18 protein-coding genes are annotated in these 21,498 nt (G+C 65.7%); 13 read left to right on the top strand and 5 right to left on the bottom strand.

The genetic code is table 11. The features are described 5' to 3' along the window. The 3 genes from QF819_09205 to QF819_09215 all read right to left on the bottom strand — a co-directional run. The coding region (locus QF819_09205) for a hypothetical protein (protein MDP6803327.1) at positions 1 to 1,708 on the bottom strand (1,708 nt) is incomplete at its 3' end. Continuing rightward, on the bottom strand, positions 1,705 to 2,244 hold the full coding sequence (locus QF819_09210) for a hypothetical protein (GenBank protein MDP6803328.1): 540 nt from the start codon (positions 2,242 to 2,244) through the stop codon (positions 1,705 to 1,707). The genes QF819_09205 and QF819_09210, both read right to left, overlap by 4 nt. Before the next feature lie 76 nt (positions 2,245 to 2,320). Further along, the gene (locus tag QF819_09215) at positions 2,321 to 3,592 is read right to left on the bottom strand and encodes a tetratricopeptide repeat protein (GenBank protein ID MDP6803329.1); all 1,272 of its coding nucleotides are present in this window, start codon (positions 3,590 to 3,592) and stop codon (positions 2,321 to 2,323) included. Positions 3,593 to 3,743: 151 nt separating this feature from the next. On the opposite strand from QF819_09215, the gene QF819_09220 reads away from it, so the two are divergent. The 9 genes from QF819_09220 to QF819_09260 all read left to right on the top strand — a co-directional run bounded on the left by QF819_09220 (position 3,744) and on the right by QF819_09260 (position 9,975). After that, complete coding sequence (locus tag QF819_09220) at positions 3,744 to 4,388, top strand: SCO family protein (protein ID MDP6803330.1); 645 nt, start codon at positions 3,744 to 3,746, stop codon at positions 4,386 to 4,388. Positions 4,389 to 4,410: 22 nt separating this feature from the next. Further along, positions 4,411 to 4,863: a DUF420 domain-containing protein gene (locus QF819_09225; GenBank protein ID MDP6803331.1), complete on the top strand. Its 453-nt coding sequence runs from the start codon at positions 4,411 to 4,413 to the stop codon at positions 4,861 to 4,863. Between the two features lie 150 nt (positions 4,864 to 5,013). After that, positions 5,014 to 5,655: a c-type cytochrome gene (locus QF819_09230; protein ID MDP6803332.1), complete on the top strand. Its 642-nt coding sequence runs from the start codon at positions 5,014 to 5,016 to the stop codon at positions 5,653 to 5,655. Positions 5,656 to 5,784: 129 nt separating this feature from the next. Further along, positions 5,785 to 6,492, top strand: coding sequence for a cytochrome C oxidase subunit II (locus QF819_09235; protein ID MDP6803333.1), 708 nt, complete (start codon positions 5,785 to 5,787; stop codon positions 6,490 to 6,492). A 2-nt stretch (positions 6,493 to 6,494) separates the two neighbouring features. After that, positions 6,495 to 8,174, top strand: coding sequence for a cbb3-type cytochrome c oxidase subunit I (locus QF819_09240; GenBank protein ID MDP6803334.1), 1,680 nt, complete (start codon positions 6,495 to 6,497; stop codon positions 8,172 to 8,174). 15 nt (positions 8,175 to 8,189) lie between these two features. Then, entirely contained in the window at positions 8,190 to 8,771 is a 582-nt protein-coding gene (locus QF819_09245) for a cytochrome c oxidase subunit 3 (GenBank protein ID MDP6803335.1), read from the top strand. Between the two features lie 9 nt (positions 8,772 to 8,780). Beyond that, complete coding sequence (locus QF819_09250; protein ID MDP6803336.1) at positions 8,781 to 9,149, top strand: cytochrome C oxidase subunit IV family protein; 369 nt, start codon at positions 8,781 to 8,783, stop codon at positions 9,147 to 9,149. Then, positions 9,146 to 9,739: a cytochrome c oxidase subunit 3 gene (locus QF819_09255; GenBank protein ID MDP6803337.1), complete on the top strand. Its 594-nt coding sequence runs from the start codon at positions 9,146 to 9,148 to the stop codon at positions 9,737 to 9,739. The genes QF819_09250 and QF819_09255 overlap by 4 nt, the downstream gene beginning before the upstream one ends. Then, positions 9,739 to 9,975: a hypothetical protein gene (locus QF819_09260; protein MDP6803338.1), complete on the top strand. Its 237-nt coding sequence runs from the start codon at positions 9,739 to 9,741 to the stop codon at positions 9,973 to 9,975. Before QF819_09255 ends, QF819_09260 begins: the two co-directional genes overlap by 1 nt. A 9-nt stretch (positions 9,976 to 9,984) precedes the next feature. Here the strand turns inward: QF819_09260 and hutI are convergent, their stop codons facing one another. Both hutI and hutU read right to left on the bottom strand, forming a co-directional pair. Next, positions 9,985 to 11,271, bottom strand: coding sequence for an imidazolonepropionase (gene hutI, locus QF819_09265; protein ID MDP6803339.1), 1,287 nt, complete (start codon positions 11,269 to 11,271; stop codon positions 9,985 to 9,987). After that, a complete protein-coding gene (hutU, locus tag QF819_09270) occupies positions 11,268 to 12,935 on the bottom strand; it encodes a urocanate hydratase (protein MDP6803340.1) in 1,668 nt (555 codons plus the stop codon). The genes hutI and hutU overlap by 4 nt, the downstream gene beginning before the upstream one ends. 170 nt (positions 12,936 to 13,105) lie before the next feature. Here hutU and QF819_09275 point away from each other — a divergent pair, with 170 nt between their 5' ends. From QF819_09275 to QF819_09290, 4 genes are all read left to right on the top strand, one after another. Further along, positions 13,106 to 13,735, top strand: a complete 630-nt coding sequence (locus QF819_09275; GenBank protein MDP6803341.1) for a hypothetical protein — start codon at positions 13,106 to 13,108, stop codon at positions 13,733 to 13,735. Between the two features lie 131 nt (positions 13,736 to 13,866). Next, positions 13,867 to 16,665: a cytochrome c3 family protein gene (locus tag QF819_09280; protein ID MDP6803342.1), complete on the top strand. Its 2,799-nt coding sequence runs from the start codon at positions 13,867 to 13,869 to the stop codon at positions 16,663 to 16,665. 131 nt (positions 16,666 to 16,796) lie between these two features. Then, on the top strand, positions 16,797 to 20,117 hold the full coding sequence (locus tag QF819_09285) for a S41 family peptidase (GenBank protein MDP6803343.1): 3,321 nt from the start codon (positions 16,797 to 16,799) through the stop codon (positions 20,115 to 20,117). Further along, positions 20,086 to 21,384 carry a COX15/CtaA family protein gene (locus QF819_09290; GenBank protein ID MDP6803344.1) on the top strand — a complete coding sequence of 433 codons (1,299 nt, stop codon included), beginning with the start codon at positions 20,086 to 20,088 and terminating at the stop codon, positions 21,382 to 21,384. The genes QF819_09285 and QF819_09290 overlap by 32 nt, the downstream gene beginning before the upstream one ends. The last annotated feature ends 114 nt before the right edge of the window (positions 21,385 to 21,498 follow it).

A 21,498-nucleotide genomic window follows, 5' to 3' on the forward strand; every position in this document is an offset into this window, starting at 1 on the left:
CGTCTGTCACCGCACTGCTCAGAAGATCCGTGCGATCCCGGTAGTGCGTGAGGCGGCCGATGGCAGAGGTCCGGACTTCTCCGTCCAGGAAGCGCCTTTCCAGCGACATCTCGCCGGTCCAGGTGAGTCGCGGACGCCCCGCGAGGCGTGTGCCGGTTTCACGCAGGTTCGCATCGGTGGCGGTGGCGGAGGTTTCGGCGCGAAACTCCCCGAACCACGGAAGCGGGCAGGGGTGAACCCGGAGCCAGAGTGTCCCGCCCGCAATCTCACCGGTTCCCTCGGGATCCGCCGTCACGGGGAGCCGGGAGCGAAGGTCGTTGAAGTTCTGCCCCGGCCGCATCCGGTCGATGACGGTCCCGAACAGCGTGCCTCCGGCTTCCACCGGCCCGGCGTCGTACCTTCCGCCCAGGCGCGCGCCGCGTGAGACCTCGGTCGCCGGATCGGCCGCGCCCGGGCCGGGAGGGCGTTCACTTCGCGACGCAATCCCGAACGCCGTCCAGCGTCCCCGCGTCCATTCCGACTCCAGCCGCGCGTGGAATACACCGCGACGCCGCTCCTCCAGATCTCCGCGCACCGTCGCCGTGACACGGGCTCCGGGCGACGGCACCATGCTCCCGCGCAAGGCGGCCGCACCCGTCCAGCCGACCTGGGCGGAAGTGCTGTCCTCCGGCGTCCACTCCCGTCGCGCCGTCTCGACCCGCCCCGTCCAGTCCGCCCCCGCAAGACGCGGCAGATCTCCCGTCACCGTGATCGACGGCACACGAAGCGTCCGCGTCCCGGTCCACGCCCAGGCGACCCGCTCCACCTTCGCCCGGGTGAGTGCCAGTTCGACCAGCGCGCCCTTCCCTTCGCCAGCGGGCCGGAAAAGCGTGGCCACCAGGTCGGTGCGCTTCGTTCGGACCGTTGCGAGGTCGTTGTCCACCAGATCGAAGTACTCCCCGTCCCCCTCGAACTCGCGCCAGGACACGGAGGTCTCCATCCCCCCGGGAAGCGCGCGCCGGTATTCGCCGCTGAGAAACCGGTCCACTTCCTTCGTCCCGGCGAAGAAACCGTCCATGCGACGCCCCTCCGTGGACACGAAGAGCGCCCCGCTCGACCCGACGCGACGCGCCAGCCGGAAACCGGCCCGTTCGTAACCGTCCACGCCCTCCTCACCGACGGCTCGGGAGAGGGGTTCATCCTGGACGGGAAAACTCCGCTCCGCGAGAACGGCTCCGGACGCGGCATTCGGTCCGAAGAGCGCCGCCGCTCCTCCCGGCAGGAGAAGGAGGCGGCCGACTTCGGAAAGTGCCAGTTCGTGCGTGTACGGTCCTGACATCCCGTGGTTGCGGAGGCTCCGTCCGGCAAGACGCAGATCCGACCGCCCGGAACCGGTCCCTTCGAAGCCGAAGGACTCCACCGTCGGTCCCTGCGAGAGCTGCCGGAGACGGTAGGGGGAATGCAGACGCAAGAGGTCTCCCACGGTGTGGAATCCAACGGGTGAATCGGGATCGTCCGGCGATCCAAAAGCGATGCGGGACACATCCGCCGACCAGTCGATCCGGAAGCGCGCCAGCTTCCCGGGTAGCTCGGAGGGCGTGAACATGGGCGCGACAGCGGTCGAAGTATCCGGTGGCGCGACAGCGGTCGAAGTATCCGGCGGCGCGGGGACGGGCGCGGCCAGAACCCCTCCGGCCAGAAGAAGCGGCGCGAAGACGGCGGCTCTCACGCCCCGCTCCCGAAGCGTGCGTGGAGCGCGGAGAACACGGACGGCCCCGCCACGGCGAAGATCACCGTATTCGACACAAGATGCCCCACGCTGAAGAGAAGTCCGCCAGCAAGCACGGCACCGGGGCGCGACAGGGTTCCCATGGATGCGGCCACTCCCAGGTTCGTCAGGACATCATAGATCAGCGTGAGAAGGAACCCCGCCCCTCCGGCTATGCACGCACCGAACCACCCCCCGGCCCGGACTACGAACACACCGATTCCTCCTCCCGCGGCGCCGAATACAGCCATCCCCGCCACCTGCGCGACAAACACAGGAGGCAACGGCGGACCGTAGGGATTCAAGCCCGAATAGAGGCTCATGGCGAGTCCGGAAGAGAGTGCTCCGAATCCCGGACCCAGCAGCAGTCCGCTCACGAACGCCGACAGCCCCATCAACTCCACATTGGGAACGCCGGACAGAGCAAACCCGAGCCCGGCCGTCCAGGCGGTGAAAAGAGCGGTGCGCGCGGTGGCGGCTCGCGGGAATCGGGGCATGATCTCCGGCGGGAACGAGAATAGGCCGGAGCAGAGGTTAGCCCCCGATCCGCGCAGCGTCAACGCGGAGGGAGCGCTACTCCGGATTCCCGACGAGTCTCGACAGGCGGGCCCGGGCGTCGCGGAAGCCGGGATCCGTTTCCAGAATCCGCTGGAACTGGGCGATGGCCTCACTCTCCCGCTCCGTGACTCCGTAGGCGATCCCCAGATTGTAGAGGACGCCGAGGCGGTCGCGTTCGTCGTGTCCGGGGAACTCCAGCCCCTTCTCGAACTCGCGAATCGCCACCGTCATCTTCCCGGTCCGGAGGAAGCAGGTGCCGAGCATCTCCTGACTTGCCAGCGCGAAAGGCACGCCGCGCGCGGACAGCTCGAACTCGGAGACGGCTTCATCGAACAGTTCCATCTCCAGATAGGTCATTCCGAGATCGTAGTGCGACTGGTAGTCATCCATGTCGAGGATGTCGAGGGTGGCGTCGCGGAAATCGGCCACAATGGACGCGACCTCCCCGTCTTCGCCGATGATCTGCACCTCGTCGCCGGTGATCGTCCCCCGTTCCTGCCGGACGGCGGGCGAATCGGGAGGTGCCGCGAGCGTCTCCGGCTCCGCCGCATCATCCGAAAGCGGGGGCGGCGGTGGGAGCTCCGGGTGTTCCCCGGCGTGGAATGCCGCCCACGGCTCCGGGGTGTCGGCATCCAGCGGACGCGGCGCCAGAGGGTCGGCGACAGGGAGCGTACGGCGTGACGCATCCCCGCCGTCAGCCTCGGCTTTCGCGGCAAGCGCCTCCGCCTCCTTCGCGAGATCGGCCCGGCCCCGGGCGGTCTGCGCGAACGCGGCCTTCCGGAAGCAGGCGGCCGCTTCCGCGAAGTGATCCACGCGCAGGTTCACCCCGGCATGCGCAAGATGGAACTCCGGGAACGCCTCCAGATGCGTGGCGGCCTCGTCGAAACGCTCCAGCACTTCGTGGAAGCGTCCGGCTTCGTCCTGAAGCCGGGCATACTCGTTCAGTGAGTTCACGCAGTCCATCTCAAGCCCCTGTCGCGCCAGAAGGACCCCGAGAACCGCATGGGCTTCCACGCAATGCGCGTCCAGGCGAAGAACCTTGCGTACGACAGCCACGGCGTTGTGAAACAGGCCCTCCTCCGCATACGCATCCGCAGCCCGAAGATAGCTCGCAAGGCCTGTTGCGGATTCGCCTTGCTTGAACTGAAGGTCCCCGATCAGGTTCAGCATCGCCGGGTTCAAAGTCCGCGACGATTCCAGAAGACGGGAGCACTCGGCCACCGCTTCGTCGTACCGGCCCTTCCGCACGAGTTCGGAAGCGCGACGCTTGATCTCAGCTTCGGTCATCTGGAGTGCCTCCCCGGGAGAGTCCCGCTCCTCCCTGCATCGGCCCCGGTGTCGGGGTGCTTGAGACGCTTGACGCGAAGCACCGGCTTCGCAGACGCTCCCCGTGCCCGGCCTTCACTCCCACCAAGAGGCACACGCCCGCCATGTTGAAGTGAACTCCGCCCCCCGCAAGTCCCCCCTCTCGCGTCTTGCCATCGGTGTGGCGGTCGTGGCCGTGGTGGCATGGGCCGTCTGGAGAGCGGGCGGGTTTGGAGGCGCGCCACCCCGGGGGGAGCTGGCAATCCTCGCGGAGGTGCCGCCTTTTGAACTGGTGAACCAGTCGGGCGATGCGTTCGGCTCGAAACAGCTCGCCGGAAGCGTCTGGATTGCGAACTTCATCTTCACGCGGTGCCCGACCGTCTGCCCCGAGCTGTCCCGGAGGATGGCGGATCTCCGCGACCGGCTTCGCGACAACCCGGGCGTCCACCTCGTGTCCTTCAGCGTGGACCCCGAGTACGACTCGCCCGAAGTCCTGGCGAAGTACGCCGCGGAATATGCCGCCGACGCGAACCGGTGGTCCTTCCTGACCGGGTCGTGGGAGTCCATGCGGGAGGCGGTGGAGACCGGACTCCTGACGAGCACGGGAACCGACGGTGGGGAGATCGATGTGAACAGCGTCCTGCACGGAACGCGTTTCGTGCTGGTCGACTCCCGGCTACGAATCCGCGACTACTGCGACGTGTCCGAACCGGACGCGTTCGAAGGGCTGATCGCCGATGCGCGACAGCTCTCAGCGATCCTGCCTCCCACTCGCTAGGAGCATCCGAAGGAGACCCGTCATGGACCTGTCGTTTCTGGCTCCCTTGAACGCTGCGATCAATGCGCTCGCCGCGGTTTTTCTCGTGCTGGGAAGGCGGCGAATCTCACAAGGCCGCATGGACGCGCACCGGAGCGCCATGCTCACGGCCTTCTCGCTGTCGGTGCTGTTTCTGGCGCTCTATGTCGCGAGGAAAGCAAGCGCGGGATTTGAGTCGCTTCATTTTCACGCCGGGGGCGCGGCGAGGATCGCGTATCTGGCACTTCTCGGCGCACACCTGATCCTCGCACCGGTGGTTCCCGTCATGGCGATCCTCCTCATCGTGTGGGCAGTGCGCGGGCGACTTGACCTCCACCGCCGACTCGCGCGGATCGCATGGCCGATCTGGATGTTTGTCTCTGTCTCGGGAATCGTGATCTACCTGCTCGTCTATCCTCTGAATCCGGTTCCCGGACCGCCCCCCATTCCCGAGTAACAGGTCCTTTACTCTCTTGTTGTCTGGACCTTCTTTCCACTTGACGGGTCCCCCTCCCGATTGGCTACCCTCCGCTCCGTCTTGTGATCCCCCGGCAGACGCCACCTGGAGCGGGGATTTGAGAAAACACACGCTTTGAGCGGAGAGAGCATGCCGGGAAGTCGAATCTGTTACATTGCACTTGCTTGCTGTCTCACGCTGGCCGCCCCGACACCCTCGTCCGCGTCCGATGCTGAGAGGGGCGCTGCCCTCTTCCCGTTCTGCACCACCTGCCACGGAGCGGATGGCGGGGGTAATCGCGACTACGCCGCGCCTTCCATCGCCGGCCTTTCCGCCTGGTATGTGGAAGCGCAACTGACGAAGTTCCGCAACGGGCAACGCGGGCTCCATCCGGATGATGCGAACGGACTTCGGATGTATCCCATGTCGCTCCATCTGAAAACCGACGAGGAGGTCCGAGCGGTTGCGGAGTACATTGCGTCGCTTCCGCCTGCCGCTCCCGCCCCCGAACTTGAAGGAGGAGACGCCGCGGCGGGCGCCGCCTGGTACGCCACCTGCACCGCCTGTCACGGACAGGACGCGCAGGGGATGGAGCTCCTGAAGGGCGCCCCTCTCAGCCTGTCGAGCGACTGGTATCTCCTGAGCAGTCTGCGGAAGTTCCGTGAGGGCGTTCGCGGCGCGGCGGCGGGAGACTCCTCCGGAGCGGTGATGCGTCCGATGGCGCAGATTCTCCCCGATGAGCAGGCCATGAAGGATGTCATCGCTCACATCATGTCACTCCGCGAGGAGTAGGACGGAGATCCCGGATGGCCCCTGCACCCGACGCGGAGAAACTCGCGCGACGCATCTTCTTCTTCACGGCAGGCGGCCTTGTGGCCTTCGTCGCGGCCGTGATCCTGTTCGTTCTCTAGAGGGAAAGCCATGATCGAGCATCTCATCCCGGCTGCGTCCACTTATGCCACCGACATCGACGGCCTGATCACGCTGATCGCCGTACTCGTCGGGTTCTGGTTCATTGCGGCGGAGGTTGTGTTCTTCTGGCTGCTCTTCCGGTTCCGAAAGAAGGAGGGGCGCGGCGGACAGTACATCACCGGAGAAGAGAAGAGACAGAAGCGGTGGATCACCATTCCTCACCTTCTGGTGCTCGTCTGCGACATCTTCATTATCGTGGGCGCGGTGCGTGTCTGGTATGTGGTGAAGCAGGACTTCCCCGAGGCTCAGGAGACCGTGCGGATCACCGCACAGCAGTGGGCCTGGACCTTCGAACACCCCGGTCCGGACGGCGTCCTCGATACGGCGGACGACATCACAACGATGAACGAGCTGCATCTCCAGAAGGACCGCACCTACCACTTTGAACTCGCCGCGAAGGATGTGGTGCATTCGTTCTCGGTGCCCGCCTTCCGCCTCAAGCAGGACGCGGTTCCCGGGCGAATCATCAAGGGCTGGTTCCAGCCGACGCTCACGGGCGACTTCGGCATTCAGTGCGCGGAAATCTGCGGCGTGGGACATGCGCTGATGGGCGCGCGCCTCTTCGTGGAGAATCCGGCCGAGCACGCCGCCTGGATGAACCCGCATTCCACACTTACGCTGGCGGCCGCCGATCCGGCCCCGGCCTTGGAGGAGTAGCCATGTCCGGAGGGACCGCCCATCACGCGGAGCCGGGATTCCTCGGCCGGTTCGTCTTCCCGACGGACCACAAGATGATTGCCAGACAGTATCTGTTCACGGGGATGGCCATGGCCCTCCTCGGCGGCCTCATGACCTATGTGTTCCGAACGCAACTGGCCTTCCCCGGCGCCAGCGTCCCCGGATTTGGAGTGGTCTCCCCCGCGGACTACAACACGCTGGTCACGAACCACGGCACCATCATGATCTTCTGGGTTGCCATGCCCGTACTGATCGCCGCGTTCGGGAACTTCCTGATCCCGTTGATGATCGGCGCGGACGATATGGCCTTCCCGCGCATCAATCGATTGAGCTTTCAGGTCTTCTTCCTCAGCACGGTAGTGATCCTCCTTTCGCTCATCGTGGAAGGTGGAGGCTTCGGCGGGGCATGGACCGCGTATCCGCCTCTCTCCGCCATGGGCAAGTACAACATGACCCCCATCGCATCCGCGATGTGGCTGGGGGCGGTCGCGCTGGAGTTTGTGGCGTTCCTGCTGGGCGGGATCAACTTCATCACGACCATGCTGAACTCCCGGGCCCCCGGCATGAAAATGCTGGATATCCCGATGGTCGTCTGGATGATCGTGGTCGCAAGCGTCATCTTCATGCTTTCGGTGGGGCCTCTGGTCGCCGGCGGCGTCATGCTGTTGATGGACCAGACCATCGGCACGGGGTTCTACGACCCGGCCCGCGGCGGCGACCCTCTTCTCTGGCAGCACCTCTTCTGGTTCTTCGGACATCCGGAAGTCTATGTGGTTCTCCTGCCGGCCGTCGGGATTGTGCTGGAGATCATCTCCGTCTTCGCACGGAAGAGGATCTTCGCGTACAAGACCATTCTCTACACCGCCATCGCGACGGGACTCGTCAGCTTTACGGTGTGGGCGCATCACCAGTTTGTCGCGGGAATCGATCCACGCATGGCCCATGTGTTCACCGCCACGACGCTGCTCATCTCCATTCCGCTGGCAGAGATGATGTTCGCATCCATCGCGACGCTCTACGGGGGGTCCATCACCTTCTCCACGCCCATGTTATGGGCTCTGGCGTTCATCGCCGAGTTCCTGCTCGGAGGCGTGACGGGGATCTTCCTGGGATCAAGCGGGTCGGACATTTACTTCCACGACACCTACTTTGTGCTGGCCCACTTCCACTACACCTTCTTCCCGATCGCCATCATCGCGGCATTCGCCGGGCTCACTTACTGGTTCCCGAAGATCTTCGGGCGGATGATGTGTGAAAAGCTGGGCAAGATTCACTTCTGGCTGACGATCCTCTCGTTCAACGCGATCTTCATCCCGCTGTTCATTCTGGGAGCTGCCGGGCAGCACCGGAGGATCTACGACTACTCGCACTTCCCCGAGCTCTCGACGCCGTTCTTCCAGGACTTGCGCATCATCGCGACGGTGGCGCTCTTTGTGATGCTCGCGGCGCAGGCGGTGTTCCTCTTCAACTTCGTGAAGAGCCTCGTCCGCGGACCGGCCGCTCCGAAGAACCCCTGGAAGTCGAACACGCTGGAGTGGACGACCGACTCCCCTCCGCCGCACGGAAACTGGGCGGAGCTCCCGACTGTCCACCGCGGCCCGTATGAGTACAGCGTCCCCGGACGCGACACGGACTACTGGCCACAGAACGAACCGGCCTAGGCCCGGAGGAGAACGATGACCGCTGAAGCGCGCCCCATCGCCAACACCCGCAGCACGGCGGGAATGCCCACCGGCCGTCTGGCGGTCTGGTGGGTGATCGCTTCGGAGATCGTGATCTTCGGAGGGCTGATCGCGTCGTATGTCATGTACCGGCTTGCGCACGACGCATGGACCGCGCAAGCCGCGCACACCAACACGTGGATCGGCGCGTTCAACACCTTCGTGCTGCTGACATCCAGCCTCTTCGCGGTCCTTGCACACAAGGCCGCGGACGCCGGTGACGGGAAGAAGGCGGCCCGAATGCTGGTCCTGACGGCAGCGGGCGGGGTGCTGTTCCTCGTGGTGAAGTCGATCGAGTGGACGATCGAAATCACGCACGGCTACACGCTGCTGTCCAACACCTTCTGGTCGTTCTACTACACCGCGGCCGGTCTGCACGCGCTGCATGTGCTGGCCGGAGTGATCATTATGCTGTTTGTCGCAGCCGACGCGGCGAAGGGCCGGGAACTCCCGCGTGTCGAATACACGGGTCTCTACTGGCACTTCGTCGACATCGTCTGGATCTTCCTGTTCCCGCTGCTCTATATCGCCAAGTAGGGAGAGCCCATGTCTGCGGAATCTACGCACCATCCGAACTATGTGGCCGTGTGGGGCGTCCTTCTCGTGCTCCTGATCGTCAGTGTCCTCGGCCCGATGGTCGGCCTGCGTGCGGTCACCATTCTGACCGCCTTCGGGATCGCCCTGGTGAAGGCCTGGCTCGTGGCGCGGAAGTTCATGCATATCAGCGTGGCGAAGCCTTTCGTCCTCTACCTGATGGTGATCAGCCTCCTCTTCATGGTGGTGCTCTTCTTCGGAATCGCGCCGGATGTCATGAAAGACGGCGGCCAGCACTGGCACAAGACGGAAGTCTGGACGAGCCATTCGGAAGTGACCGCTGCTCCTCACGGTGGCGACGACGAAGGCAGCCACCCTTGAGCACCGCGACGCTTTCGGACGCGCCCGGCACCACGCCTTCCGGGCGAAGGTCTCCGGCCATCCCGAGTGAAGTCATCGGGATCTTCCTCTTCGTGTTCACCGAACTGATGCTCTTCGCGGGTCTCATCAGTGCCTTTCGGATTGCGCAGGCCTCCGCGGCTGTCTGGCCGCCCATGGGCCAGCCTCGCCTCCCGATCGAAGCGACCGCGCTGAACACGGCGGCCCTTCTCGCCAGCGGGCTGGTGCTGTTCTTCTCGCGGCGCGCCGTGCGCCGGGATCCGGCGGGAACCACCACCCGGATGCTGACATGTCTGTGCCTCGGCGCCGCTTTCGTGCTCCTCCAGGGATCCGAGTGGGTCGCGCTTCTCCGCGAAGGCCTGACCATCCGTTCCAGCATCCTCGGGAGCTTCTTCTACCTGATCATCGGCCTTCACGCAGTGCACGCGGTTGCGGGACTCGGGGCACTCCTTCGCACATGGAGGAGATTCGTCTCCGGAACAGGCTCCCCGGGAAGTCTGGCTGCTGCGGAGATCTTCTGGCTCTTTGTGGTCGGCCTCTGGCCCGTACTGTATCTGACGGTCTATCGCTGATGCCGCCACTGCGTAAGTCCACGCGCACGGTCCTTCTCGCGCTCCTCGTGTCGGCGGCGGGAACTCCTTCGTCCGCCTGCCCCGGCTGCGGAGGAGGCGGCAATGAACGGAACCGCGGTGCCTTCACCGCATCCACGCTTCTCCTGACCGGGCTGCCGCTGGCGATGATCGGTGGAAGCGCACTCTGGCTGCGACGACGGCTCGACGACGGCGAAGACGAGACTCCCGCCCGCTGACAGCGCTCGCTAGACCCTTCGCCCCCCGCGCACGACGACGCTTCCGCTCTTCACGACATCCCGCACGAGGTTCGTGCCGAAGCGGTACGGCACGCAACGATAGTCGGGGGTGTCCAGCACAAGCAGATCCGCCTGCTTCCCCGGTGCCATGCTGCCGATCCGGTCCGCGCGGTCCAGCGCATACGCCGCGTTCACGGTGGCTGCCGAGAAGGCCTCGGACGGCGTCATCCCGAGATGCAGGCAGGCCAGCCCGATCACGACACCCATCGAATCCACGGCGCAACTCCCCGGGTTGAGATCGGTGGCAATGGCCAGCGCCACGCCTTCGTCGATCAGGCGCCGGGCATCGGCTCCGGGAATCCGCAGCGAGAAGGTGGTCCCGGGAAGGACCGTGCCGACCGTATCCGATCCGGCAAGCGCCCGAACGCCCGCGTCCGAGACCGCGCTCAGGTGATCGGCGGACTTCGCGCCCAGTTCCACCGCCAGTTCCGCCGCGCCTGACGGAGCGAACTCATCCGCGTGAATGCGCGGCTTCATCCCGTGCGCGGCGGCGGCCTGCATCACGCGCCGGGCCTGATCGACGGTGTAGACACCCTCCTCGCAGAAGACATCCGCGTACTCCGCAAGCCCGGATTCGGCCACGGCGGGGATCATCTCTTCCATGAGAAGGCGAACATAGGCTTCGTGATCCTTCGCGAACTCCTCGGGAAACTCATGCGCTCCGAGGAAGGTGGCCACCGTGTCCACCGGGTGCCCCGCCGACGCCCGGCTCAAGGCGCGGAGCTGCTTGAGCTCGTGTTCGGTGGACAGTCCGTACCCGCTCTTGCACTCCACGGTCGTCGTGCCGTGCAGCAGCAGAAGGTCGAGTCGTCTGGTGGCAATGCGGACCAGTTCGTCTTCGGATGCGGCTCGGGTATGCCGGACTGACGACCGGATCCCTCCGCCGGCGGCGGCGATCTCGAGGTAGCTCTGCCCGAGCAGGCGCCGCTCAAACTCGTCGTGGCGGGAACCTCCGAACGCCAGATGCGTATGGGAATCCACGAACCCGGGAGTCACCGTGCACCCGGATGCGTCGATCCGGGTCGCGCCGGGCGAAACCTCCACCGCGCCCTCCAGATCCCCCGCCGGACCCGCCCAGAGGATCTCCCCCGCCGCGCAGGCCACCGACGCTTCCCTCACGGAACCGACGCGTCGCAGGTCTTCTCTGCGTCGCGGAACGGTGGCGCCGGCCTCCTCCAGCGTCAGGACTTCGGCCGCGTTCTCGATGACGAGATCGGCGTTTGCCGTCCCCCTCACGAGGTGATCCCCGGCAGATCGATCCCCTTCTCGCGGGCGACAGCGACCGCGTCTTCGTATCCGGCATCCGCGTGGCGCATCACCCCGGTCCCCGGATCGGAAGTGAGCACGCGCTCAAGCCGCGCGGCAGCCTCCTGGGTTCCGTCCGCCACAATCACCATCCCCGCGTGGAGGGAGTTGCCGATCCCCACGCCGCCACCGTGATGGAAGCTGACCCAGGTCGCGCCGCACGCCGTATTGAGCAGCGCGTTCAGGATGGGCCAGTCGGCGATGGCATCGCTTCCGTCCGCCATGCCCTCGGTCTCCCGGTAGGGAGACGCCACGGACCCGCAGTCCAGATGATCGCGGCCGATGACAATCGGTGCCGAAACGCGCCCCGAAGCCACCAGTTCGTTGAAGATGAGACCCGCCTTCGCACGGTCGCCGTAACCCAGCCAGCAGATGCGGCATGGCAACCCCTGAAAGGCGACACGCTCCGCAGCAATGGGAAGCCAGCGCGCCAGCACGCGATCCTCGGGGAAGGCTTCGAGAAGTGCTTCGTCGGTGGCGGCAATGTCGGCCGGATCGCCGGACAGGGCGCACCATCGGAAGGGGCCTTTGCCTTCGCAGAAGAGAGGGCGGATGAACGCCGGAACGAAGCCGGGATAGGCGTAAGCGTCCTCCATCCCGCCTTCCTCCGCAGCCCCGCGAAGGTTGTTCCCATAGTCGAAGACCACCACGCCGCGTGTCTGGAAGTCGCGCATGGCCGTCACATGGCGCACGGCCGTCTCACGCGCGCGGCGGACATATTCCCGCGGGTCCGACTTCCGGAGATCCAGCGCGTCCGGGTAGGGAATCCCGGCGGGAACATATCCGTCGAGGAGGTCGTGGGCGGAGGTCTGGTCCGTCACGAGATCCGGCGCGGGACCGTTGGCGAGGACGGTCTCGAACAGGTCCGCCGCGTTCGCGTGGACGCCGATCGACAGAGGCTCCTTCCGCTCCAGCGCCTCCCGGGCCAGGGCCGCCGCCTCTTCCGCGGTCTCGGCCACGCGGTCGAGATAGCGTGTCTCGACCCGGCGTCGAATCCGGTCCGCATCCACTTCCGCGACGAGTGCTACGCCGCCCGCCATCGTCACGGCCAGTGGCTGCGCGCCGCCCATTCCGCCAAGGCCCGCGGTCAGCACAAGCCGCCCGTGCAGATCACCGCCAAAGTGCTTCTCCGCGGCAGACATGAAGGTCTCGTAGGTGCCCTGGAGAATCCCCTGCGTGCCGATGTAGATCCAGCTTCCGGCAGTCATCTGGCCGAACATGGTGAGGCCCTTCCGCTCCATCTCGCGGAAGTGATCCCAGTTTGCCCAGCGGCCGACCAGGTTGGCGTTGGCGATGAGGATTCTCGGAGCGTCGGGGCCGGTCTTGAACACACCCACCGGCTTCCCCGACTGCACGAGAAGCGTTTCGTCATCGCCGAGCCGGCGGAGCGTCGCCACGATGTCGTCAAACGCCTTCCAGCTGCGAGCCGCTTTTCCCGAGCCTCCGTAAACGATGAGCTGATCGGGAAGTTCGGCCACTTCCGGGTCCAGGTTGTTCATGAGCATGCGAAGCGCGGCCTCCGTCTGCCAGGACCGGCAGGACATTTCCGCACCCCGCGGAGCGCGCACCACGCGCGCTGAACTGGTGGATTCCATGAGAGCCCTCCGGAAACGCGTTTCGGGCCAGCCTAGAGGAGCGGCGGGCCCGCGTCAACGCACGCCCTCCGGGGGGAGGTCCAGAAAAGCCCAAAGTCCTCCGGAGCTGCTGCCGAAACAGACCATGAAGCCCGGAACCGGGCACATCGACCCTTGGGAGCCACTGGAACATGATCCGATCGTCCCGTCCGTCAGACCGGCGCTCGTCCGTGCGTGGAGTCCTGCTCTGCGGGGTTCTCCTGAGCATCCTGTCTCTCGCGCCCGCCGCGGCAAGCATGGCGCCGTGCCTCTCCGCCGACTCCGCAGCGGAGTACCAGGAGTCCGGCGTGTATACGGACTACTGGAAATACACGATCCAGATCTCGTGGACCTGCGCCTGCGACGAAGTGACAAAGCTCATTCTGGATCTGGGGACCGATCCGTGCAACTGCGCCTGCGACGAGGGCGTTCTCTTCGACCTCCTCCCGGGGGCCACCACCGGCACGCCTCCTCAGTGCACCAGCTACTACGACGCCGAGGTTCTCTGCGCGGGGGACAGCAGCAATCCCTGGCAGAGCGGACCCGCACTGGCGTGGACGCCTGACGGGGCCTCCTGTGCGCCCGGATCGGTGGGTTCCGGTACGCTCACCTTCTTCTCGCTCCTGCCCCCGGCCCCGGCAACGGGCGAGGCCAACTTCTTCGTGGAGTTCGGGGAACCGCTCGGATGGGGGGTCGTCAGCGGGAACCTGCCGGATTGCACGAGTTGCAATACCGGCCTCCAGGAAGCCTCCTGGGGCCGCGTAAAGTCGTTCTACCGCTAGTTCCGCGTCGGCGCGCGGCCGGGAACACCCGCCCGTCCCCCTCCTTCCAGGCATGATCGTTGGCCGAATCGACCGGCTCCCCGCATATTGTGGAGTTCCTGGTCGGCTTTGTCCCTGGAGGGCTATTCCCCGTGGCAACTCGCGTTCTTCCGTCCCCGCACTGTCTTCTCCCGGCGCTGCTTCTGTTTCTCCTGCTTTTCCCCTCTTCGGCTTCTTCCCAGACCAACGAAGACTGCCTTGACTGTCACGACGATCCCGAACTGACCACCGAGCGCGCCGGTCAGGAAGTCCTGCTCCATGTGGAGCCGGGGGATTACTCCACCAGCATTCACGGCGACATGGATTGCGTGGACTGCCACGAGTCCCTCTTCGATGTGGAGCTTCCGCACGAAGAAGAGGTGGAGCCGGTCGAATGCTCCACCTGTCACGATGACGAGGCCGAGGCGCACGCAGCCAGCCTGCACGGGAAGGCGGCGGCTCGCGGGGATGAGTTTGCGCCGGAGTGCCGGGACTGTCACGGAACGCACAATGTCCTTCCAGACACCGACCCCGCCTCCCCCACCTCGACGCTCAACATCCCGCTCACCTGCGGAAAGTGCCACCACGAAGGCTCCTCCGTATCCATAACCCACGACATCCCGCAAGACCGCATTCTGGAGAACTACTCGCTGTCCATCCACGGACGGGGCCTCTTCGAAAAGGGACTCACCGTGACGGCGGTCTGTACCTCCTGCCATACCGCACACGACATCCTCCCCCACACGGACCCCGCCTCCAGCATTCACGCGGACCGGGTCGCCGAAACCTGTCTGGCCTGCCACTCGCGGATCGAAGAGGTTCACCGGAAGGTCATCGATGGGGAACTCTGGCGGGAGGCGCCGGGACGGATTCCGGCCTGTGTGGACTGCCACGCCCCGCACAAGATCCGAACGGTGCGTTATCCGCAGGGAATGTCCACGGCGGACTGCCTCACCTGCCACGCTTCCCCCAGACTCGCGTCCGATGCGGACGGGGCGGCCGCGCCCCTGGTCGATGAGCATGTCTACCTCGCCTCCAGCCATGGCGGGCTCGGTTGCGCTCAGTGCCACACGGGAGTCTCCACCTCCAGCGAGCGCGCCTGCGAGACGGAGACGGAACCGGTCCACTGTGCCATCTGCCACGCGGAGGAGGTGGACCAGTACTCAACGAGCACGCACGGAACGCTCCGCGCCGCCGGAGACCCGGACGCGCCCTCCTGCATGGACTGCCACGATCCCCACGCGACGCTGGACCGCCGGAACCCGGCCTCGAACACTTTCCCGAAGAATGTCCCTGAACTCTGCGCCCGCTGCCATCGGGCCGGAGAAGATGCGGCCGTGCGCATCGACTCGGAGATCTCGGATATCGTGGAGAGCTACTCCATGAGTATCCACGGAAAGGGCCTTTTCGAGAGCGGGCTGCTGGTGACCGCCACCTGCACGGGTTGCCATACGGCGCACGGTGTCCTGCCGCCGGATGACCCCGGCTCCACCATCCACCGGGACCGGGTGGCGGAGACTTGCGGGAGCTGTCACCACGGCATTCGGGAGACATTCCGCAACAGCATCCACTCCCCGTTGGGAAACCCGGAGGCGAACACGGCGGACCTTCCCTCCTGCGAAGACTGTCACTCTTCCCACACGATCACCCGGACGGACAACGACGACTTCCGTCTTCGGATGATGGACCAGTGCGGTCGCTGTCATGAGGATGAAGCCCACACCTTCTTCGACACCTTCCACGGAAAGGTGTCCCGCCTTGGCGCTGCCGGGGCCGCGAAGTGTTACGACTGTCACGGAACGCACGGCATCCTCCCGGTGGAGCATGTCGAATCCTCGCTCAGTCGGACGAACATCGTGGGAACCTGCGGGCAGTGCCACGAGGGGTCCCACCGGCGCTTCGCCGGATACCTCACGCACGCGACCCACCACGACCCGGAGAAGTACCCGTATCTCTTCTGGGCTTTCTGGGCGATGACCGGGCTCCTGGTCGGCACGCTGACCTTCGCCATTCTGCACACGCTGGCGTGGCTCTTCCGGCTCTGGCGCACCCGCAGCGAATGGCAACCCGTAAAGAGAGCCACCGGCGAGAAGTTCTATCGCCGGTTCACCAAGCGCCAGCGAACGATGCACCTGTTCATGATCCTCAGTTTCTTCACGCTCTCCGCAACGGGCATGAGCCTCAAGTTCTCGTATGCAAGCTGGGCACAGAACTTTGCCGCGGCATTGGGCGGGTTCGCAGTCACCGGATTCCTGCACCGCGTGGGTGCGGTGGTTCTCTTTGCCGTCTTCGCCGTTCATCTCTTCGAAGTCGCGAAAGACCGAAGGAAATCCGGGAAGGGATGGGGTTCCTACATTACCGGCCCCGATTCCATGCTGTTCAATCGGACGGATCTCCTCGAACTCATCGAATCGGTGAAGTGGTTCCTCGGCCGTGGCCCCCGACCGGACTACGGTCGATTCACCTACTGGGAGAAGTTCGATTACTTCGCGGTGTTCTGGGGAGTCGCCATCATCGGCATGACCGGGCTTGCGCTCTGGTTCCCGGAGTTCTTCACACGCTTCATCCCCGGATGGTCGATCAATGTCGCCACGATCATCCACAGCGATGAAGCACTTCTCGCCGTCGGCTTCATCTTCACCGTGCACTTCTTCAACACTCACTTCCGCCCCGACAAGTTCCCGATGGACCCGGTCATCTTCCACGGGCGCGTTCCCCTGTCGGAGTTCAAGCACGACAAGCCGCGCGAGTACCGGGAGAGAGCCGAGAGCGGGACACTGGACGATCATCTGGTCGGGCCCGTTCCCCCATGGACAGAGCGGATCTTCCGTGGGTTCGGGTTCCTCTTCCTCGCCATCGGACTGCTGATCATCGGGCTCATTGTGGCCACGATGGTCTTCCAGTACCGGTAGGCCGGACGCGGAGTCCCGGGGGTGGGCAGTTTGTTCTGTCCACCCCTCCCGCGGTCGGGCTACGCTGTCTGGCGCGAGGCCGCCGATTGAGGCTTCCGCCGCCACTCCCCTGAACGCTTCCGGAGGTAACCATGCGTCGAGTTTCCGCGGCCCGGGTTTTGAGCGCGGGTGTCATCGCCCTGGGGTTTGGACTGCCCTGGCTGGCGTCGTCTGACGCCGCGGAGGGTTATCTGCGCACGCCCGATCTCCACGGCAATGCTGTCGTCTTCTCGGCGGAAGGAGATCTCTGGACAGCGCCGGTCACGGGCGGGAAAGCCCGTCGCATCACTTCCCACGATGGCGCCGAGTACTTCCCGCGATTCTCGCCGGACGGACAGACGCTGGCCTTCACGGGAGAGTACGACGGAAACCGCGATGTGTTTGTCATGCCCGCGGACGGGGGCGAACCCCGCCGCATCACCTGGCACCCCGGGTCGGATGAAGTGCTCGGGTGGACGCCGGACGGTTCCGACATCCTCTTCCGAAGCCGACGCCACCACCCGCACGGAGACTGGGAGATCTTCACGGCACCCACCGGCGGAGGGGACGCCGAAGTCCTCCCCATCGGCCGGGCGTCTCGCGTGGCGATGGATCCCGAAAGCGGACTGTGGGCGTTCAATCGACTCAACCGCGAGCGGCGCACCTGGAAGCGCTACCGGGGAGGTTCGAACCAGGATCTGTGGGTCGGGCACCCGGACCGGGCGGACTTTCGGCGGGTGACGGATTTCACCGGCACGGACGCCATGCCGATGTGGCGGGACGGGCGCGTGTGGTTCGTCAGCGACGAGGGCGGCACCGGCAACCTCTGGTCGATGACCCCCGACGGCGGAGACCGAACCCGCCATACCAATGAAGACGGGTGGGACATCCGCTGGCCATCGATGGCTCCGGATGGGCGGATCGTGTTCATGCTGGCGGGAGGGGTGTCACTCTTCGACCCGTCCGACGGTTCGGAGCGGACGCTTTCGATCGACCTTCCCTCCGAGCGCAAGCTCACGCGGCACCGGTACGCGGATGCGAAGGCCACGCTCACCTGGTTCGACCTCTCCCCGGATGGCGAACGCCTGGCCGTGACCACGCGGGGCGAGGTTTTCTCCGTTCCGGTGGAAGAAGGCGTCACACTTCCGGTCACGCGGGGCAGCGGCGCGCGAGAAAGCTGGGCAAGCTATGGATCGGACGGGGAGACCGTCCTCTATGTCAGCGACGAGGGCGGCGAAGAGTCCATTCGCTCCCGCGACGCATGGGGCCGGGGCGAGGAAACCGTGCTGCAACCCGCAGGGGAAAAGGGGTGGCACTTCCCGCCCCGGCCGTCTCCCGATGGAGAGTGGGTAGCCTGGTCCGACGAGACGCAGACGCTTTTCGTCGCGCCTTTGAAGGGCGGACGCGCGCGCACCGTGGATCACTCCGAACAGGAGGAGATTCGCGACTACGCGTGGAGTCCTGACGGGCGCTGGCTGGCCTATGTGAAGGTTCCCTTTACGGACTTTCGCTCCGTCTTCCTCTACGACACACGGGATGATGAGACCCGGCGCGTCACGCCGACCACCACCGACGACTTCGCGCCCGCCTGGGATCCGGACGGCCGCTACCTTCACTTTCTGAGCAATCGGACCATGAACCCGGTGCTCGGCGGCCGGGACTTCCGCGATGTCGAACTGAAGATGACCAGACCGTACCTCTTCCTCCTTCGCCCGGATGTGGAGAATCCCTTCGCGCCGAAGACGGGACTGCCCGGCGATGAAGATGAAGAAGAGGACGCGGATGATGACAACAAGAGCGACGAAGACGACGGGGACAAGGACGATAAGCCGGACCCCGTGGAGATCGACTTCGAAGGGCTGGAGAATCGGTTTGTCGTACTGGATGTGCCCGCCGGGATCTACAGCGACCTCGCCGCAACCGGCGAACGCGTCTTCTACCTGTCCCGGCCCATCCGGGGAATGGCCGAGCGGTCCTCCGGAAAGAGCGGGCCGCCCTCTTCGCTGATGGCATTCCATCTCGAGGAGGAAGAGGCGGAGGTGTTCCTGGGCGGCGTGTCGGACTTCGATCTGGAGGCGGGAGCGGAGAAGATCGCCATTCGGAAGAAGCGCGGAGAGTACTTCGTGGTGGATGCCGGATCGCCGCCGGGCGAGGACCTGGAGGACGCCGCCGTCTCGCTGGACGACATCGTGATCGAACTGGACCCACGGGAAGAGTGGCGACAGATCTACCTGGAGGGGTGGCGCCACATGCGGGACTTCCACTGGGACGCCGGCCTGTCCGGCGTGGACTGGAAGGCCACGCGCGACCAGTACGCGACACTGCTGGAGAGAGTCTCCACCCGCGACGACCTGCGTGACCTCATGGGGGAGGTCATCGGGGAACTGGCCACTTCGCACACCTATGTGTGGGGCGGAGACCGCGGGGTTCGCGTGAAGCGCGTGTCCACCGGTCTTCTCGGCGCGGACTTCGCGCGGGACGGGGACACCTTCCGCGTGGAGAAGATCTATCGGGGCGACGCGGCGGATGAAGATCGCTCGCCGCTGGTCGAGCCGGAGGTGAGTGTTCGCGAGGGCGACCATCTCCTCGCGGTGAACCATGTTCCGTTCCGCGAAGACCAGCCGCTGCACGCCGCCTTCGAGAATCTCGCGGGACGGGAAGTGCTGCTCACGGTAGCGGAGAATGCTCGCGGAAAGAACTCGCGGGAAGTCGCCGTCACGACGCTGGGCGGTGAGCGACGCCTCCGTTACATCGACTGGGTGCGGAAGAACCGCGAGACCGTCGCCGAGATGACGGACGGTCGGATCGGCTACATCCATGTGCCGAACATGGGCACGCAAGGGCTGGTGGAGTTCCACCGATGGTTCTACCCGCAGCTGGACCGCGAGGGAATGATCGTGGACTGCCGGTGGAACGGCGGCGGCTTCGTCTCGCAACTGCTGCTGGAACGCTTCCGCCGGACGCTCGTGAGCTTCGACCGTTCCCGAGGCGGCGGGGTCTGGACCTATCCGTACCGGATGCTGAACGGGCCGTTCGTGGTTCTGACCAACGAGCGGGCGGGCTCCGACGGCGACATCTTCCCGATGGCCGTACAGCTCGACGGACTGGCGCCGGTGATCGGGCAGCGTTCGTGGGGAGGCGTGGTCGGCATCCGAGCGGACAAGCGACTGGTGGACGGCGGTGGCCTCACGCAGCCGGAGTACGCATGGTGGGATCCGGTTCAGGGATGGTCGCTGGAGAACCGGGGCGTGATCCCCGACATCGAAGTGGTAAATCCACCCGCGGATGTCGCCGCAGGGCGGGACCCCCAGCTGGCCAGAGCGATCGAAGAGGTGCTGCGACTCCACGCGGAGCACCCCCCGGTCGAAGCGAAGTTCGGGCCGGCGCCGGTGAAGTCGCGGCGTGCGTTCCAAGACAGAGAGCCCGGACGCTGACATGGGCGCGCTGGTTGCAGGACTCGGGATCACGGTTGCGCTGGCGGGGACGGGCTTCCTGTTCCGAATCCCCCCCGCCACTCTCCCCGGGCCAGCTCTCCTCGGGGTCCTTGCCGCGCTGGTGGTCGTCGGAGGAGGGTTTGCGGCCCGGGCATCCGGCGACGGCATCCGCGCCGGGATGGCCGCCGGGTTCTCAACTTCGGTGTGGAGCCTGCTCCTTCTCGGGGGAGTTCTCGGTGGCGCCTCCCCGAACAGCATGGCTGCGGACCGCATTCTCTGGATCCCCGGCTTTCTCGGAACCTGCACGCTGCTCGGGGGAATCGGAGCGCTTCCCGTGCGCCGGGCGACGGGCACCCGCCCCGACTGGCTGGCACTCCACGCACGGGTCACGGTGGCGGCCACGGGCTTTCTTGTTCTCATCGGCGGTCTCGTCACCACCCACGGCGCCGGACTGGCTGTCACCGACTGGCCGAACTCCTTCGGCTACAGCATGTTCCTCTACCCCTTCTCGCGGATGGTCGGGGGGATCTTCTACGAGCACTCGCACCGGGTGTTCGGCTCCCTTGTAGGACTGGCGACGCTGACCCTGGCCATTCACGCATTCCGGGCGGATTCCAGGCGCGGGGTTCGGATTGCGGGGGTGGCTGCGCTGGGGTTTGTGATCCTCCAGGGCATCCTTGGAGGGCTCCGCGTGACGGGGCACTTCACCTGGAGCGCGTCGCCGGAGGAAACCGCCCCGAACCTCCTGCTGGCCGTACTGCACGGGGTTTCCGGGCAGGTGTTCTTCGCCTTCATGGCGGTGTTCGCCGCAGTGACCTCCCGCGCGTGGAAGACGCTTCCCTCCCCCGGCGAGAGTCGCCCGACGGCATGGGCGAAGACCCTGCCCGCGCTGGCCGTACTCACGCTGCTCCTTCAGATCGCCCTCGGGGCAAGAGTCCGGCATACCGGACAGGGGCTGATCGAGCACTTTGCGTTTGCCGCAGTGGCGGCCGGGTTCGCGGTGGCCACCGGCGCACACTCACTGAAGACAACCCGCGACCCGCGTTCGGCCCGATCCGTATGGGCAGGCGCGCTGGTGGGGCTGATCGGCATACAGATTCTCCTCGGCTTCGGAATCTTGCGCGGGTGGGGCTGGGGCGCGGCGGAAGCTCTCCCCTTCCGGGTCCGCGCTCTGGTGGAAACGGCCCACCAGACAGTCGGGGCGCTGCTTCTGGGAAGCGCGGCACTGCTGGCCGCCTGGGGGCGAAGGCGGCCGCCGGAAGCCTGATCGTCGAGAAACACCGGACAACACCATCCGATTTTCACGCTTGCGCACCGCAACCCAAGTGTCTAGAGTCCTCGCGGTTCATGTCCTAAGTTCCACACCACCCCAGGTGGCGCT

It is taken from the genome of Gemmatimonadota bacterium (assembly GCA_030747075.1).
GTDB lineage: Bacteria > ARS69 > ARS69 > ARS69 > ARS69 > ARS69.

Coding starts and splice junctions, on each gene's coding strand:
- QF819_09210 (MDP6803328.1), bottom strand. CDS start 2,244: ATGCCCCGATTCCCGCGAGCCGCCACCGCGCGCACCGCTCTTTTCACC.
- QF819_09215 (MDP6803329.1), bottom strand. CDS start 3,592: ATGACCGAAGCTGAGATCAAGCGTCGCGCTTCCGAACTCGTGCGGAAG.
- QF819_09225 (MDP6803331.1), top strand. CDS start 4,411: ATGGACCTGTCGTTTCTGGCTCCCTTGAACGCTGCGATCAATGCGCTC.
- QF819_09230 (MDP6803332.1), top strand. CDS start 5,014: ATGCCGGGAAGTCGAATCTGTTACATTGCACTTGCTTGCTGTCTCACG.
- QF819_09235 (MDP6803333.1), top strand. CDS start 5,785: ATGATCGAGCATCTCATCCCGGCTGCGTCCACTTATGCCACCGACATC.
- QF819_09240 (MDP6803334.1), top strand. CDS start 6,495: ATGTCCGGAGGGACCGCCCATCACGCGGAGCCGGGATTCCTCGGCCGG.
- QF819_09245 (MDP6803335.1), top strand. CDS start 8,190: ATGACCGCTGAAGCGCGCCCCATCGCCAACACCCGCAGCACGGCGGGA.
- QF819_09250 (MDP6803336.1), top strand. CDS start 8,781: ATGTCTGCGGAATCTACGCACCATCCGAACTATGTGGCCGTGTGGGGC.
- QF819_09260 (MDP6803338.1), top strand. CDS start 9,739: ATGCCGCCACTGCGTAAGTCCACGCGCACGGTCCTTCTCGCGCTCCTC.
- hutU (MDP6803340.1), bottom strand. CDS start 12,935: ATGGAATCCACCAGTTCAGCGCGCGTGGTGCGCGCTCCGCGGGGTGCG.
- QF819_09275 (MDP6803341.1), top strand. CDS start 13,106: ATGATCCGATCGTCCCGTCCGTCAGACCGGCGCTCGTCCGTGCGTGGA.
- QF819_09285 (MDP6803343.1), top strand. CDS start 16,797: ATGCGTCGAGTTTCCGCGGCCCGGGTTTTGAGCGCGGGTGTCATCGCC.